This is a genomic window from Olsenella sp. Marseille-QA0557, assembly GCF_965119725.1.
Lineage (GTDB): Bacteria > Actinomycetota > Coriobacteriia > Coriobacteriales > Atopobiaceae > Coprovicinus > Coprovicinus avistercoris.
In genome coordinates, this window is sequence record NZ_CBCPMI010000001.1 from 534,470 (window position 1) to 550,136 (window position 15,667).

A 15,667-nucleotide genomic window follows, 5' to 3' on the forward strand; every position below is an offset into this window, starting at 1 on the left:
GCAAATTCCAGTCAGTACTAAATTTTGTTTAGGCTGACTGGAATTTAATGTCAAATTATCTATTCTTTCTTGTTCTCCGCAGATGAAACCTTAGAAGTATCGCGACGCTTGCCACTGATAAGGTCAATATCTGGAGCTCCCTCAGGAATTGTGGGATCAGGAGACTTCTTTTTCGAAAGCGCGGTTGCCACAAAGGGGAAGAGAATTACAACAGCAGTAAGAACGTAGATAAGCATTGGGCCCATCTGGGCAAGAGCACCCAAGATGATTGAAACCACATTAAAGTCTGCATCTGAGAAGAATGTCGTAGCATACTCTGGGAACTGTGCACCCAAGAATGTAATCGTCAGAATTGGTGCCCATGTCATAGCAAAACCTATAATAAATGGACCAATTAATGCACCTCGACGACCACCAGTAACATTTCCGAAGATGGCAGCTATGCCACCACAGAAGAAGTGAAACACGATACCAGAAGCAAAAAGCACCACTGGCAAGCCGCAGACAATTTGTATACCCATGGCTATGGCACCACCGAGCATAGAAAGCAGGAAACCGGCAATCAAAGCATTGCTTGTACCCTTGAAAAGAACAGCAAATGGATAGGCTGGGACTGCATTTGGAACAATCTTTTCGGAGAAGCCACGGAATGCTGGAGTAATTTCTTCAAGAAGTACATTCACGCCAGCAACCAGCACATAGATACCTGCAGCGAAATTAATTGCCTGGAAAAATGCCCATACCCACTGATCTTGTCCATTCGCAAGCTCCGCTACGGTATCAGCGGGAGCAAACCCAGTAACCAAGAAGAACATGATTGCCATAACGAGAGACACAGACACATTGGAATCGGAGAGAAAGTTAAGTGCTGTTGGAAAATGTATCTCTTCAATTGAGGAAGAATTCTTGCCAACAATTTTTCCAAGTTTGGCACTAAACCAATACCCAATAGTGCCAAAGTGCGCAAACGAACAATTATCACCAGTAATTTTCTTCATAGGCTCGTAGACCATTGCGGGAAATGTCGCCAAGATAACACCCAGGATAAGCGATCCACAAATAATTGCAGGAACGGTGTCAAGACCGGCAAGCATAAGGAATGGAGCAATGGCACACGCCATATATAGGGCATGATCACTCGAAAGGAAGATGAACTTAAACTTTGTAAAACGAGCAAGAACAATATCAAGTACCAAGCCAAATACAAAGATAAAGGTAGCTACCGTACCAAACTTACCCAGTGTTATACCCATACCTGCTTCATTTGAAGGAACAATTCCCTTCATATTGAACGCGCCTTCAAATAGCGCTGAGAAGTTGGTAAGAGCGCCGGTAATGAGCGTAGCACCTGCTGAGAGAATTACCATGCCCAAAATAGCTTTTACTGTACCAGTTACAACCTCAGTTGCTGGCTTCTTCAGCGCCAACAAGCCGATAAGAACAACTATGCCAGCAATTACAGCAGGCTGACTCAGTAAGTCCTTTAAAAACTCCATCTCAACCCCTCCCATGGGGATTTATATTGATTAATTTGATAAGCAAGCAGTTACGTGCGAAGCGCTCTACAAAAAGCTATGCTGTCTCGCCAAGAATTTCTTTCTGCATCTTGTAGAGCTTCCGGTACTTCTCGTATTGCTCCGCATAGAAAGACACGTTTCTCGGATCGGGATAGAATGTCTTAACTGGAGTATTCATTGCATGCATTGCTTCGTGGTAGTCCTTAAAAATGCCACATGCAACACCGCCCATGATGATGAGGCCGAGGGTGCCTGCATTTTTAATCTTCATGACTTCAATTGGACGGTTCCAAACATCTGCTTTAATTTGCATACCCAGATCAGAAGCAGCACCGCCACCCGTTGCACGCAAACTGGTTACCTTAATACCGCCCTTTTCCAAAAGATCAAGGTTTACTTTGAGTTCGTACGCTTGACCTTCTCTCAGTCCGCGGAACAAAGTTCCTCTATCGGTATTGCGGTCAAGTCCCAAAATGGCACCTTTGGAGAATGGATCCATGTACGGAAGAGCAGCACCGGAAAGATGTGGCAAAAACAAGAGCTGTGTGGGCTCTTCGGGTGCTTCTTTATCAAGAATGTCAAATACGCTATAGCCTGTTACTTCAGCAGCATGACTCTCAGAACGTCCGAGTACATCTTTAAACCAGGTTGTAAGCGCTCCACCATCGAAAATATATGCATAGGTAGTAAACAAATCACCCATGTAAGGTACAAGCGGATAGTTATGTGAAGCGTTCTCTGCGACATCCACATCCCCAAGAGTATAAATAGGAAGAATGTTGTCGACTGTTCCTATACCATTGCATGCAACGCCCGGCTCATCTACAGCCCCACCAATGCCTGCAGCTATTTGATCATGAGTGCCAATAACAATTTTAATATCGTGATAATTAATGCCCAGCTCTTCAGCAAGGGCGGGATCCATCTCACCTACGACAGAGCCCATTGGCACAAGATCGGGAAAAATATCGCGAGTAAGACCGGCGGCTGAAATAATGTCATCGTCCCAATCTTTGGTATGAACATTAAAACAAAGCGTACGAGCTGAAAGTGCATAATCTGCACTCGCAACGCCACCAGTTAAACGATATGTAATGAAAGCACCACCAGGCAAAATTTTATAGACATGCTCATATATTTCAGGGGCTTCTTCATGTAGCCACATGAGTTTAGAGAGCGAGTAAGTAAGCGCGGGCTTAAGTGAGGTTTTTTCGGTTATTGTCTCATCTGAAATACGATTTTTCAGACGCTCCATTTCTTCTGTTCCACGAATATCAGTCATTGTCATAAAATTCGTAAGAACATTCTGATGTTCGTCAACCGTAGTAAATGCTTCACCAAACGAAGAGGCTGCAATAGCAAGAACTTTCTCAGAGGTGCCCGCAAGAGCCTCCTTCATTGTTTCTTTTGTTTTATCCCAAATCTCATTTGCATTTAGCTCGAAATACCCTGGCCGAGGCATAAGCGTGTCGTATGGACGGTATGCTTCCGTAATAACAGTTCCTCGATCATCAGCAATAGTGCATTTCACACCAGATGTGCCAACATCAAGACCCATCAGTGCCATGGTAATCCCTTCTCCTTAGGATTCATTTCCCTTTCGTTCAAAAGCCCAGTCGACTTGCTTTCATATCATTATTGTTATCTTTTGTTTATTTTCATATGTTCTTATTTTCAGTTTTGTGAGTGGTTATTTTTCATCCTTAAATGGTATTAAATGAAAGCATTCGAAAATGTTTAAAAATCGAAGAGACCGGTACAATAGAGATGTCAGCAGCAAAATCTTAATTCGAAGGGTCAATATGGCTTCTCAAGAACGTGGCCTATTTGCAGAAGAACGACAACAGCGTATCCTTGCGATATTGTCTGAGAGATCACGTGTGCTTGTGAACGAACTTTCAGAGTATTTTGGTGTGTCTACTGCAACACTGCGTAATGACTTACGAGAACTCGAGCAAGAAGGTAAATTAAGACGGACGCACGGCGGTGCTGTTGCCATTGAATCTAGAATTCCTGAACAACTAGCTGAGGCTGCCATTTCTGAACACCACAATGCAAAGCAAGCAATTGGTAAAGCTGCTGCAGAACTTGTACATGATGATGATGTCTTGTTCTGCGACTCAGGATCTACAACTCTTGAATTTATTCGAGCTCTTGCCGGGCGACGCAATCTTACGATTATCACAAATGATTTCTTAATTGCCTCTGAATCAGAGCGAGTGATAACTCAAAGCAATATCATTTTTTTGGGAGGATCTGTTCGTACGGGATTTCATTACACCGTTGGCTCTGCAACAATAGACGCACTCTCTTGTCTTTCGGCTCCAACAGCATTTTTAGCAACAAGTGCCTTTTCTTTTGAACGCGGTTTTTCTATTCATACGCTAGATCTTGCACTCTTTAAGCAAATGCTCATAGACCGCTCTGAACAGCACATTATGCTTTTAGACTCTTCAAAAATTGGTGCATTCACTACTGTGAATTTTGCACAATTATCCGACATATCCACGCTTATCGTTGATGATTTTATAAGTGAAAAAGACCGTATCCGTCTAGAAGACACAGAAGATGGGCCAAACATTATTATTGCCCCAAGTAAATAGTGGATGAACAGTTGTTCTTACTGTTCATCCACTGGCTTTTTAATACAGAGGTAAATCACCTGTCAGCGGATCTATTTGCTCTGGAAAAAGTGGCTCGAATGCTAAACAGGTATAGGTCGGCTCGCCATGAAACTCAGTCAGGCCTGCATCACGAATAAGAGAGTATGCAAACCCTTTTTCGCGCCCCTGTTCGGCGAGGTCGAGAAGTGCCTCTTCTGAATCAACATACACACATACCTTGGCTACACCCGCTTCAAACCACGCAGAGAGTGGCGACGGCTCTACGCCTTCATCCTCTAAATACACCCAACCATCTTCAGTTGCACGCACCTGCGTAAGACGGTTTTCGCGAACGAGTGCAGTCAGTGTTGCCTCAACACAGGCGTGACCTGCCTGAGCAGCGATTTTTCCTTTGCGCATCTTAAGATCACGGCGCATAACGATCATCTGTTTTGCCTTATAGGCCACGTCTTAACTCCCTTTGCTTAATAAGGTGTATGTGCTTCTTAGTCGCGCGTAAGCTTGCGATGCAGGCGATGCGGACGAGCAGCCTCGGCACCCAAACGTGCAACACGATCGGCCTGGTAGGCTTCAAAATTGCCTTCAAACCAGTGCCAGCGGCCCGGCTCTTCGTCGGTGCCTTCCCATGCAAGGATATGAGTAGCCACACGATCGAGGAACCAGCGGTCATGGCTTACCACCACTGAGCAGCCCGGGAAAGCCTCCAGCGCCTCTTCCAAGCTTTCGAGGGTCTCAACATCTAAGTCGTTTGTAGGCTCGTCGAGCAGCAGCAGATTGCCGCCCTGTTTGAGCGTCAAAGCCAAGTTGAGTCGATTTCGCTCGCCACCAGAAAGAACACCGGACGGCTTTTGCTGATCAGTTCCTTTAAATCCAAAGCTTGCCACATACGCACGGCTTGGTATTTCTTCATCGCCAACACGAATGTAATCGTTACCATCGGAAACAACTTCCCAAACTGTCTTCTTGGGGTCGATACCGCCACGCAGCTGATCGACATAAGAAATCTTGACTGTCTCGCCTACTTCAAGCGTGCCAGATGTCAGAGATTCTTGTCCAACAATCGTCTTGAAAAGAGTCGTTTTTCCTACGCCGTTAGGACCAATGACGCCAACAATGCCATTGCGCGGCAGCGTAAAGGAAAGATCGTCGATAAGAACGCGATCGCCGAAAGCCTTATGCACATGCTCGGCTACCAGCACTTTGTTTCCAAGTCGGGGACCTGCAGGGATATGAATCTCTGTAAAGTCGGGCTTTGCCGATGCTTTAGCCTCAGACAACATTTGCTCATAGCGCTCCAAACGCGCACGGTTCTTTGCCTGACGCGCCTTGGGAGAACTTCTCACCCACGCAAGCTCACTCTTCAGTTTCTTCGCGCGCTTAGCATCTTGTTGGCTCTGTGCTTCCAAACGAGCTGCCTTAGTTTCCAGGTAGGTGGAATAGTTTCCCTCATAGGGATAAAGGCGACCGCGGTCAACCTCACAAATCCACTCTGCAACATCATCGAGGAAGTATCGGTCATGCGTTACAGCTAACACAGCGCCGGGGTAATCATGAAGGAATTGTTCGAGCCAAAGCACACTCTCGGCATCAAGGTGGTTGGTCGGCTCGTCGAGCAACAGCAAGTCGGGAGCTTCGAGCAAAAGACGACACAAAGCTACACGCCTGCGCTCACCACCGGAAAGCACTGAAATCGGTGCATCAGGATCTGGGCACTGCAGCGCATCCATAGCCTGCGAGAGCTTGCTATCAAGATCCCAACCGCCAGCAGCATCAATCTCATCCTGAAGAGAGCCCATTTCCGCCATTAATGCGTCAAAGTCCGCATCGGGCTCAGCCATCAGTTCACCAATCTCATTGAAGCGAGCAACTTTGGCAATCACATCGCCAAAGGCCTGTTCAATGTTTTGAAGCACCGTCTTATCTTCATCAAGCTGAGGCTCTTGCTCAAGAATGCCCACGGTATAACCTGGACTCAGACGTGCTTCGCCATTGGAAATATCTTCAAGACCAGCCATTACACGCAAAAGCGTAGACTTACCCATACCATTAGGACCCACAACGCCGATCTTTGCTCCCGGGTAAAATCCCATGGTCACATCGTCAAGAATGACTTTGTCGCCGTGAGTCTTACGAACCTGATACATCTGGTAGATGAACTCGGCCACGTGTCCGCCTTTCGCTCTTTATTAGGTCTACTTCGTCTTATCTGAAAAGATATGGTACTCAGGATGTACAAAAACAGCGAGATACCTCATCTGAAGTGTTAAGACCTCCACAAGCACTTCACCAGAATAGAAAGCCAAACGGCATTAGCGCACCACGAACGCGGAATCTTTTTGCAGGTCTAGGCTTTACGACAAATCCGTAGGATAAAAGCTCTACAGTGTCATACTTACGAACGCATAACATGAGCAATCCGTAACATTACACCACGATTTGTATTAAAGGACGCATTCCAAGATTATGACCGCCACAGATAAGATCGAACCAAGTCTTCCATCTGCAAGCCCAGCACTTCCCGGCATAGCAGCACTTATTCCGCTTCTTGCAATTGCCGCACTCATTGTTGGCTGCTTTTATTTCGTGAAAAAACACCGCGAAGCAAATGCTCCTATTCCTCGCTCAGTATTTGTATGGGTGGCACCTCAATTTGCCCTCCTTGTGCTTGCAGCCGTAAGCTGTTTTCTGCAGGCAGCCGGCACCTCGCCAGTTGTGTTTGTGGTTGTCTGCCTTATTACGCTTGTTTGTGGAATTCTCACCTTATATGTACATCTACCACATGCATCTAAGGCAGAGCCCGAGGATACGCCTGCCAAAGACGCTAAACCTGAACAGAATTCCTCATCAGAGCAGACTTCAGCAAAGGCTTCGCCTATCAATCTGCGTGCACTTGGCATAGATGTGCTCGTCATTATTGGTGCTGCAGCACTTGCTTTTATGGCAATAGATCTGCCTTGGAGTGAGTGGCTCTTCCCCACCAACCCACTTTCTATTGCCATCCAGGCTGCCGTTCTTATTGGCGCCATGGTAATCATGCTGTCCCTTTGTCAAGGACACGGCGGCGGTATGGCAGTACTGGTACTTGTCTGTGCAATTATCGGCATGGTGCAATACTTCACCGCACAATTCCGCGGACAGACACTGCTACCTGGCGATATTCTAGCAGCGCCCACCGCAGCGGCTGTTTCTACTGGTTATCGCTATGTGTTTACGAATAACTGCATGATTGCGCTCGCCTGCGCATCCTTGGCTTTCTTTATCTGCTCATTTGCTCGCCCTGTGCTTCGTGGCGGAAAAAGTTGGATGCGTGTACTTGGCAGACTGGCCGTATCTGCTCTTATCGTCGCGCTCGGTGTTCAGGGATACACCTCGGTAAACCTGCGCCTCGACTACGACATTGTTATGGATTACTGGAATAATTCTCGCCTGCTGCTCTCTTATTGCGAACAAGGCTTTATTCCTACCTTCCTTTCTGGCATGCAATCTATGCCCATCGAAAAGCCCGAGGGCTATAGCGCAGAAGATGCCGAGCGCATTGAAGCAGAGGCTGCCAGTGCTTATGATGAAGCCGCAAGTCAAGATCAAAACCGCAAAGCTGCAGAAGAGCAGTTTGAAGCCATACAACCAAATGTTGTCGTAGTAATGAACGAGTCGTTTGCCGACCTCTCCACCTTTGAAGATCTCTGGGCTGGATACGAAGGTCCTACCTACTTTAATTCTGGGCTTACCGGCACCGCGCAGCGCGGCAATCTTACCGTTTCTGTTAATGGCGGTGGCACATGCAACAGCGAATTTGAGTTCCTCACGGGCAATTCTTGCGCTTTTATTGGCTATGGCAAACACCCCTATGCTACGTATGACCTTGAGGGTGTTCCCAACATGGCGCAGGATTTTTCAGATATTGGCTATGCCACAACCGCTATTCACCCCAATCTTGCAAGCAACTGGAATCGCGAAACTGTCTATGAACAGTTTGGTTTTGATCAATTCATAGATATCACCGGCTTTGAGGGCGCCGAGACTCTTCACAGTGGCGTTACCGATGCTGCTACCTATGAAAAAGTAATCGATGTTCTTGAGCAGAGCGATCAGCCTCAGTTCATCTTTGACGTAACCATGCAAAACCACAGCGGTTATGACCAGAACAACATTTCTGCTGACCAACTGACGACGTACCACTCCGATGCACTTGATGACGAGGGCAATCGTCAGATGAATGAATATCTGAGCTGCATTCAAGCGTCTGATGAGGACTTGGAATATCTTGTCAGCATGCTTTCGGAGCTGGATGAGCCAACAGTACTCGTATTCTTTGGTGACCATCAGCCCTATTTAACCGACTGGTTCAACCACAATATCTACGGTGGAGACACCGATGAGATCCTGCATCAGCAGAGAATGTTCCACACAGCCTATGTCGTGTGGGCCAACTACGACATTGCAGGCAACGAGCAGAACGACATGCAGTCCAACATGAGCCTAAATTACCTCGGTGCCTCGGTTAAACAGATCATCGGAGCTCCTTTAACCGAACGCGACAAAGCAAATCTGACATACTTCAGCAAGGTTCCTGCCCTCAACCCCTTTGGTTATCAAACGCCTGATGGCGCTTGGTACGATCTCGAAGGCGGCCCAGAAGTCGAAGTCATAGACGATATGGCAAAAGTGCAATACCTCCGGTTTGCTACATACGTACAGTAAAACGGTCATGAACGGAGCTTTCTTACAATGACCAATCAAACTTCAACGTTTCTCGCCATTCTCTCGCGTTTGAAATATATCGACCGCTGGGCACTTATGCGCAATGCTCGCCCTGAAAACCTTGCTGAGCACTCACTTGAGGTTGCCCTTATTGCCCATGCTCTTGTCACGCTTGGCAATGTACGGCACAACCGCAATCTCGATGCAAATGCTGCGGCAGTTCTCGGGCTTTTCCACGATGCCTCTGAGACCCTTACGGGCGACATGCCCACACCGGTAAAGTATGCAAATGGCCAGATTCGAGATGCCTATAAAGACGTGGAGTCGAGCGCAGCCGAACAGTTGCTTGCAACACTTCCTGAGGATCTGCGCAGCTCATATGCCCCGCTGCTCAATCCGCAGCACACGGAAGATAACCAGTATCTCTTGCGTCTGGTAAAAGCTGCTGATAAGCTTTCCGCGCTCATAAAGTGCCTTGAGGAGGCACAAGCTGGCAATGCAGAGTTTCGCACCGCCGAGGTTTCTACGCGTCAAGCTGTAGAACAGATGGCTTCTGAGTTGCCAGAAGTTGCCGACTTCCTCGAGGATTTTCTTCCAGCATACGGTTCTACCTTAGACGAGCTTCTCGGACGGTAACATGCACGGTCTTCACGCACGCATTCCCAAACATTTTGTTCTTGAAGAGCGCCTTGAGCGCTATGCGACTGCCATTGAGATTCTGCCAAGCCACCTTGCAGGGCAATGGGCAGAGGCATGCTATCCCCTTTCTTGCCAGGGTCTTGGACACTTTTCTCAAGTGTGGCTCGATCTTGGGTGTGGAAAAGGAGCTTTTACGTGTGACTTGGCTCGTTTGTACCCCGATGTGCTTGTTGTAGGAATTGATTCAGAGCCAGTATGCATTGCCTATGCTGCTCAAAAAGCTTGCGAAGCCCAGCTGCACAACGCTGTATTTGTTGGAGGAAATGTCAGCAAACTTTCCGACTATTTTGCTCAAGGGGAACTTTCACGCATCTATCTCAACTACCCCACACCTTTCCCGAGAAAGCGCGATGCGCTCGCACGCCTCACCCATGCTGAAAAGCTCATGAGCTATCGAGAAGTTCTTGCAGAGCATGGGACGGTCATTTTCCGCACCGATAGTCAACCGCTCTTTGATTTCTCACTCACGCAGGTTAAAGCCGCGGGATATACAACCTTGTGGGTCACTGATGATGTGCGCTCGCAACTTCCTGACGAGCCTCCAACAGGCTACGAGTTGCGCTTAACCGCGCAGGGAGCTCATGTCTACGGATTTGAGATAGCACCTGGCCCGGCACCTGAAAAGATTGAACAGACTGCCAAGATGAGCCTCGTTGATTATCTGCCTGAGGATCTTGACCATCTTTCCTATATCCCTCACGGCATGGAAGGCACTGTTATCAACATAAGAAACCGCCGCGCCCGCATGCGGAACGCGACGGCACATGCATAATCTGTAGGATATCCGCCTTATTTCATAAAGCGCTTACCTGCATTCCAGGCATCGGCAACATGCTCGCCAATGACATAGTAACCATTGCGGAACTGATCAAACGCAATGGCATTCATACGAGTCACATCGGGCTTACCATCTTCTGCGAGCACCGCCTCATCAGCAGATGCGTTAACAATACGCCCTACCACGCGGAAGCCCCACTCACATTTATGGAGCTCAATTGCTTCACACTCAATTGCAACAGGGAATTCTTGGATAACCGGAGCGTCTACAAATTCGCTTTTAACTGCTGTAAGGCCTGAACGTTCAAACTTATCGGCTACCTTATTACCGGAAACAATTCCCAGATAATCCGCCTCGTCAACATGGGCTACATCTGCAACCGATACGGTAAAGGCCCGGCGCGCAATAATATTCTGAGAAGTCTTGTGACCTTCAGAAATATTGAGCGCCACTTTATCCGTATCGCAAATTCCTCCCCATGCCATATTCATAACATCGACGGAGCCATCTTCGTTATACGTGGCAATCATAAGTACCGGCATAGGAAAGAGATACGGTTTGGGCCCAAAGTCTTTGCGCATAAGCGCTCCCTTCTAAGCTGTTTGAACTATTACTTGCAACGCAATAGATCAATCCGAGTCTTGCTCTTCATACCCTTCTCCGTATCCATCCTGAAATATGAACAAAGCTTTAGCGGTAAAAACGAACGCTCCTCCGGCGAGCGGCATAAAGAAAAATCATCTTGCTGACAGATCAGCAGCCCCATTACCTCATCGCAGTTTTTTAATCAATAAATTCACTGAATGGATTATTTCTTCGGTATCCGGGTGAGCGGTATGTTTCAGGCTGGTTATCGGTTGTAAAACGTGGTGAAAGTATGAACAAAAAAGGAGCAGGATAGATAAGCTTCGCTATTTTATCTAAAGGGGGACCAATGAACGGAATTGTAATCGTACTCATTGCAGCCGTTTTGCTGGTTGCAGGGTACGTACTCTATGGCCGCTGGTTGGCAAAGAGCTGGGGCATCGATCCCAAGGCTCTGACACCTGCCAAGCGCATGGAGGACGACAAGAACTTTACACCCGCATCTCGCTTTACAACATTTGCCCACCAATTCAGCTCGATTTGTGGCGCTGGCCCTGTTACGGGTACCATTGCAGCCATGATGTTTGGCTGGCTGCCGGTACTGCTTTGGGTACTTGTCGGCGGTATTTTCTTTGGTGCTGTTCACGACTTTGGCGCTCTGTACGCTTCTGTAAAGAACAACGGCAAGTCACTTGCTCAGCTTATTGAGAAGTACATTGGCCGTACTGGCCGTCGTCTGTTCCTGCTGTTCAGCTGGTTGTTCACTATTATTGTTATCGCTGCTTTTGTCGATATGGTGGCAAATACCTTCCAGGCTGTATACACACCTGAAGGAGCCGTTGATGTAGCCAAGTCCTACGCCGGTGGAGCCGCAGGTACTATCTCTATTCTCTTTACCTTTGTTGCCATCCTGTTTGGTTGGATTAACCGTCGCTTCAAGCTTGAAGGCTGGAAAGAGCTCGTACTGGCTATCGTGCTCTTCGTGCTTATGTTTGCCATTGGCATGCAGATTCCTGTCTATCTGCCCAAGCTTGGCTGGTTTGCAGTTATCGCGGTTTATCTGCTGTTTGCTGCCGCTATGCCTATTCAGACACTCAAACAGCCGCGCGACTATCTCACTTCCATCATGATGATCGTCATGATTGTTTGTGCAGTTATCGGCATCTTTGTTCTTGGCGTACAGGGCCAAGCTCAGATGAATGCTCCCATGGTTGCCGATAGCGCTATGCTCGATTCACTTGCTCAGAACGGCAAGCATATGTTCCCGCTGCTGTTTGTCTCCGTTGCCTGTGGTGCACTCTCTGGTTTCCACAGCCTTGTATCGACAAACACCTCCTCCAAGCAGGTTTCCAACGAAACTGACATGCTTCCGGTTGGTTATGGCGCCATGGTTGCCGAGTCTTTCGTTGGTGTACTCGCTATTGTTGTTGCTGCCATTATGTATGGTTCGTTCTTCACCTTTGATGCAACGGGCGCTTCTTCTGCAACGCCATTCCAGATTTTCTCTACTGGTGTAGCTCAAGGCATGACCGCTTTTGGCGTGAACAACACCCTGGCAACTGTCTTTATGACCATGTGTGTTTCCGCTCTTGCACTCACCTCTGTTGACGCTGTCGCTCGTATTGGCCGTCTCTCCTTCCAGGAGTTCTTTACCAAGACTAACGACGCAGCTGAGCAAGCTGGCGACAATGCGACTGGTGTTGCCAAGGCTGCATCTAACACCTGGGTTGCTACCATCCTGACACTTCTTTTGGGCTTTGCTCTTGCCTTTGGTGGCTACAACAACATTTGGGCACTCTTTGGCGCTTCAAACCAGCTGCTCGGCGGCATGACTATGATCATGTTGGCAGTGTTCTGCAAGTGCACTGGCCGCAAGGGTTTCATGCTGTATGTGCCTGTTGCCTTCCTGCTGGTGTGCACCTTCACCTCACTTGTCCAGAGCATCATGGGCTGCATTAACGCTCTCTCGCTCAAGGGCGCTGCCGTCATCGCCACCTCTGGACTTCAGCTTGTCTTTGCAATTTTGCTGGTCATTCTCGGCCTCATTGTTGCCTACAACTGCTTGAAGGAGCTCTTTACTAAAAAGGCTGGCTCTCTTCCCGACGAAGAACCTGAGTGGAGCGAGCTTGGCCGTGAGAAGTACGGCGCATAGTTTCGTCTCTCTTGCGTAAAGCGCCCGCACAGGCATGTCTTCAAACATGTCTGTGCGGGTTTTTCTATACCTCTTTGCTTTGCAGGCTGAAGAAGTTTTTGACAATGGCTTATTGGATTCCCGGAATGTGCGGAATGGTATTAAAGCCAATTTCCAACTCTTCATCGGTGGGAATATGATCTTCCATTTCACCGCGGTTATAGCGGTCGTAGGCCACCATATCGAAGTATCCCGTCCCTGTAAGTCCGAAAAGAATTGTCTTCTCCTCGCCCGTCTCTCGGCACTTCTCTGCTTCTTGCATTGCCACTAAAATGGCATGAGCACTTTCAGGTGCAGGCAAAATGGTTTCCAGCTTGGCAAACTGCTCAGCCGCTCCAAACACATCTGTCTGCTTTACCGCCACCGCATCGAGGTAGCCATCGTGCTTGAGCTTAGAAACAATAGGGCTCATGCCGTGGTAACGCAGGCCTCCCGCATGATCAGGACTGGGGATAAAGCCATTGCCGAGGGTATACATCTTGCACAGTGGGCAGGTTTGGCCGGTATCAGCAAAGTCATAGGCATACACGCCGCGTGTAAGAGAAGGACAGCTTGCCGGTTCAACTGCAATAAACTGCGTGTTGGGCTTTTCGCCTTTGAGCTTATCGCGCATGAAGGGTGCGATTAATCCACCGAGGTTTGATCCGCCTCCCGCACATCCAATGACGATATCGGGGTACTCACCAAGCTCACGCAGAGCCTCATAGCTCTCCAAACCAATAATCGATTGATGGAGCACTACCTGGTTAAGCACGCTTCCCAACTGATACCTGCCGCGATTTTCGGGTACATGAAGTGCTCGCTCTACTGCCTCAGAAATGGCCGTACCCAGCGAACCTGAGGAGTCCGGATGCTCCGCCAAAATACGACGGCCCACTTCAGTGGTATTAGAAGGCGAAGGAGTAACCGTTGCACCAAACGTCTCCATAATGTTGCGGCGAAACGGCTTTTGCTCATAGGAGCACTTAACCATAAATACGTCGAGATCAAGATGATAATGAGCGGCTGCCTCTGCCAGGGCAGTACCCCACTGACCTGCGCCTGTCTCTGTCGTAATGTTGGTCAGACCCTGTGCGTAGGCATAGTAGGCCTGTGCCAAAGCGGAGTTGAGCTTATGAGAACCGCTGGTATTGTTACCTTCAAACTTGTAATAAATCTTCGCAGGTGTGTTGAGCGCGCGCTCAAGATTGTAGGCACGACACAACGGGCTCGGTCGATACACCTTATACATCTCAAGCACCGGATCAGGAATATCAATCAATGCTGTGTTGTCATCAAGCTCCTGGTCGACAAGAGCATCGGCAAACACCGGTGCTAAGTCCTCATGTGTGGCAATTTTGCCATTGGGCAAGCGCATGGGTTCCGGCTTTTCAGGCATATCGGCACGCAGGTTATACCAAGCGGTAGGAATCTGATTTTCACGAAGATAGAGGCGGTAAGGGTTGGTGTTTGTAGCTGTCATGGTAGGTGTCCTTTCTCGCGTGCTTTTTATTGCATCTGCCTGAGTGCGTCTTCTGTTTTGGATAAAACCTTGTTTCCAAACAAAAAGAGGACCCCCGGATACTTCCGAGGGCCCTCTATAAGCGTGCACGTATGGCCGACGTCAGTCCGGAAGAGAGTTAGTCCTTGTCCACCACCATGCACCGCACATAACTGTGCGCTCAGACACGCAAGTTGTGAGGTGTGAGTAAGACATGCTCTCTCCTATCGGTCTAACGTTGGGGTGAAGCCTAACAAAGAATGGACTGATGTCATCCTCTCAAAAGTAAATTAGAGAGCGACCTTGCCGCTTACGGCAGATTTGATACCGCTCAGAACCGTTTCAACATGATTTTTTACGAGCAAGCACGGAGGGATTCGCCCGCAATAAAGCACGGACATCTTTTTCATCGGGAACAACACGCCGGAGCAGTTCATGAAAACGCGCATTATGGCTCGGTTCTGCAAGGTGTGTGAGCTCATGCGCTACCACGTAAGCCAAACATTTGGGTGGATATGCTGCTAGACGAAGATTGATGCGTATGTTGCCGGTTTGCGGTGTGCACGATCCCCAACGGCTTGTCATAGCACGCAGTTGCCACCCCGCAGCATGGAGGCCTGTGGCGTACTCCATACGAGAAATAACAGCTGGCAAACGCTTTTCCATCTCTTGACGGTACAGCTCATCAACACCCAAGCCCTCGGGAAGCGGCACCAGCTCACCCCAAAGCGGCACCTTGCCTTCGTTGTTCAAAGACGCCTCTTGCTCCTGTGCAGCACGTTTTGTGCGCTCTACCGCATTTCTCAACCACTCGGCATGCGCATCGAGAAAAGCGTAGGCCTGACAAAAGTTTGCACGTCTAGGGATACTTAGATGCGCTGTTCCGTCTCTGCGAACACGCAGATTGAAGCGGCGAACCTTCTTGCGTTCTATCTCCACAGGGATGCCATTCACCACATACTTTTCAGACTGTTTGGACAAAACACTCCCTCGTTCTTTTGCGCAATTGAGCCATACGCTTTGGTGCATGCTTTCAGACTTGTCGTGTATTGTTGTACCTCTTCGCAGTATTTTGCAGTCCAATTGAAGCAG

The 15,667-nt window shown here is 48.4% G+C and carries 12 protein-coding genes; 5 read left to right on the forward strand and 7 right to left on the reverse strand.

Features of this window, described 5'->3' with window-relative positions; all coding sequences use genetic code 11:
• Window positions 1-59 precede the first annotated feature (59 nt).
• Window positions 60-1,496 carry a PTS ascorbate transporter subunit IIC gene (locus tag ACQY6Y_RS02400; RefSeq protein ID WP_428378715.1) on the reverse strand — a complete coding sequence of 479 codons (1,437 nt, stop codon included), beginning with the start codon at window positions 1,494-1,496 and terminating at the stop codon, window positions 60-62.
• Window positions 1,497-1,572: 76 nt separating this feature from the next.
• Window positions 1,573-3,084 (reverse strand): FGGY-family carbohydrate kinase, encoded by a 1,512-nt coding sequence (locus ACQY6Y_RS02405; protein WP_428378716.1) that lies wholly within the window; start codon window positions 3,082-3,084, stop codon window positions 1,573-1,575.
• A gap of 166 nt (window positions 3,085-3,250) precedes the next feature.
• On the opposite strand from ACQY6Y_RS02405, the gene ACQY6Y_RS02410 reads away from it, so the two are divergent.
• On the forward strand, window positions 3,251-4,120 hold the full coding sequence (locus ACQY6Y_RS02410; RefSeq protein WP_428378717.1) for a DeoR/GlpR family DNA-binding transcription regulator: 870 nt from the start codon (window positions 3,251-3,253) through the stop codon (window positions 4,118-4,120).
• A 39-nt stretch (window positions 4,121-4,159) separates the two neighbouring features.
• Here ACQY6Y_RS02410 and pth2 read toward each other — a convergent pair whose 3' ends face one another.
• Together pth2 and ettA are read right to left on the reverse strand one after the other, a co-directional pair.
• Window positions 4,160-4,567, reverse strand: a complete 408-nt coding sequence (gene pth2 / locus ACQY6Y_RS02415) for an aminoacyl-tRNA hydrolase (RefSeq protein WP_428379939.1) — start codon at window positions 4,565-4,567, stop codon at window positions 4,160-4,162.
• Window positions 4,568-4,626: 59 nt separating this feature from the next.
• On the reverse strand, window positions 4,627-6,306 hold the full coding sequence (gene ettA, locus ACQY6Y_RS02420; RefSeq protein WP_428378718.1) for an energy-dependent translational throttle protein EttA: 1,680 nt from the start codon (window positions 6,304-6,306) through the stop codon (window positions 4,627-4,629).
• Window positions 6,307-6,604: 298 nt separating this feature from the next.
• Between ettA and ACQY6Y_RS02425 the strand changes: the two genes are divergently transcribed.
• The 3 genes from ACQY6Y_RS02425 to trmB are packed head-to-tail and all read left to right on the forward strand — an operon-like array spanning window position 6,605 to window position 10,313.
• A complete protein-coding gene (locus ACQY6Y_RS02425) occupies window positions 6,605-8,842 on the forward strand; it encodes an LTA synthase family protein (protein ID WP_428378719.1) in 2,238 nt (745 codons plus the stop codon).
• Window positions 8,843-8,869: 27 nt separating this feature from the next.
• Window positions 8,870-9,478, forward strand: a complete 609-nt coding sequence (gene yfbR / locus ACQY6Y_RS02430; protein ID WP_428378720.1) for a 5'-deoxynucleotidase — start codon at window positions 8,870-8,872, stop codon at window positions 9,476-9,478.
• 1 nt (window position 9,479) lies between these two features.
• The gene (gene trmB / locus ACQY6Y_RS02435) at window positions 9,480-10,313 is read left to right on the forward strand and encodes a tRNA (guanine(46)-N(7))-methyltransferase TrmB (RefSeq protein ID WP_428378721.1); all 834 of its coding nucleotides are present in this window, start codon (window positions 9,480-9,482) and stop codon (window positions 10,311-10,313) included.
• Between the two features lie 17 nt (window positions 10,314-10,330).
• Here the strand turns inward: trmB and ACQY6Y_RS02440 are convergent, their stop codons facing one another.
• Window positions 10,331-10,900 (reverse strand): flavin reductase family protein, encoded by a 570-nt coding sequence (locus tag ACQY6Y_RS02440; protein ID WP_428378722.1) that lies wholly within the window; start codon window positions 10,898-10,900, stop codon window positions 10,331-10,333.
• 353 nt (window positions 10,901-11,253) lie between these two features.
• On the opposite strand from ACQY6Y_RS02440, the gene ACQY6Y_RS02445 reads away from it, so the two are divergent.
• The gene (locus ACQY6Y_RS02445) at window positions 11,254-13,056 is read left to right on the forward strand and encodes a carbon starvation CstA family protein (protein ID WP_428378723.1); all 1,803 of its coding nucleotides are present in this window, start codon (window positions 11,254-11,256) and stop codon (window positions 13,054-13,056) included.
• 109 nt (window positions 13,057-13,165) lie between these two features.
• On the opposite strand, the gene ACQY6Y_RS02450 is transcribed toward ACQY6Y_RS02445, so the two are convergent.
• Window positions 13,166-14,557, reverse strand: a complete 1,392-nt coding sequence (locus ACQY6Y_RS02450) for a TrpB-like pyridoxal phosphate-dependent enzyme (RefSeq protein WP_428378724.1) — start codon at window positions 14,555-14,557, stop codon at window positions 13,166-13,168.
• A 360-nt stretch (window positions 14,558-14,917) separates the two neighbouring features.
• A complete protein-coding gene (locus tag ACQY6Y_RS02455) occupies window positions 14,918-15,556 on the reverse strand; it encodes a M48 family metallopeptidase (protein ID WP_428378725.1) in 639 nt (212 codons plus the stop codon).
• Between the last annotated feature and the right edge of the window lie 111 nt (window positions 15,557-15,667).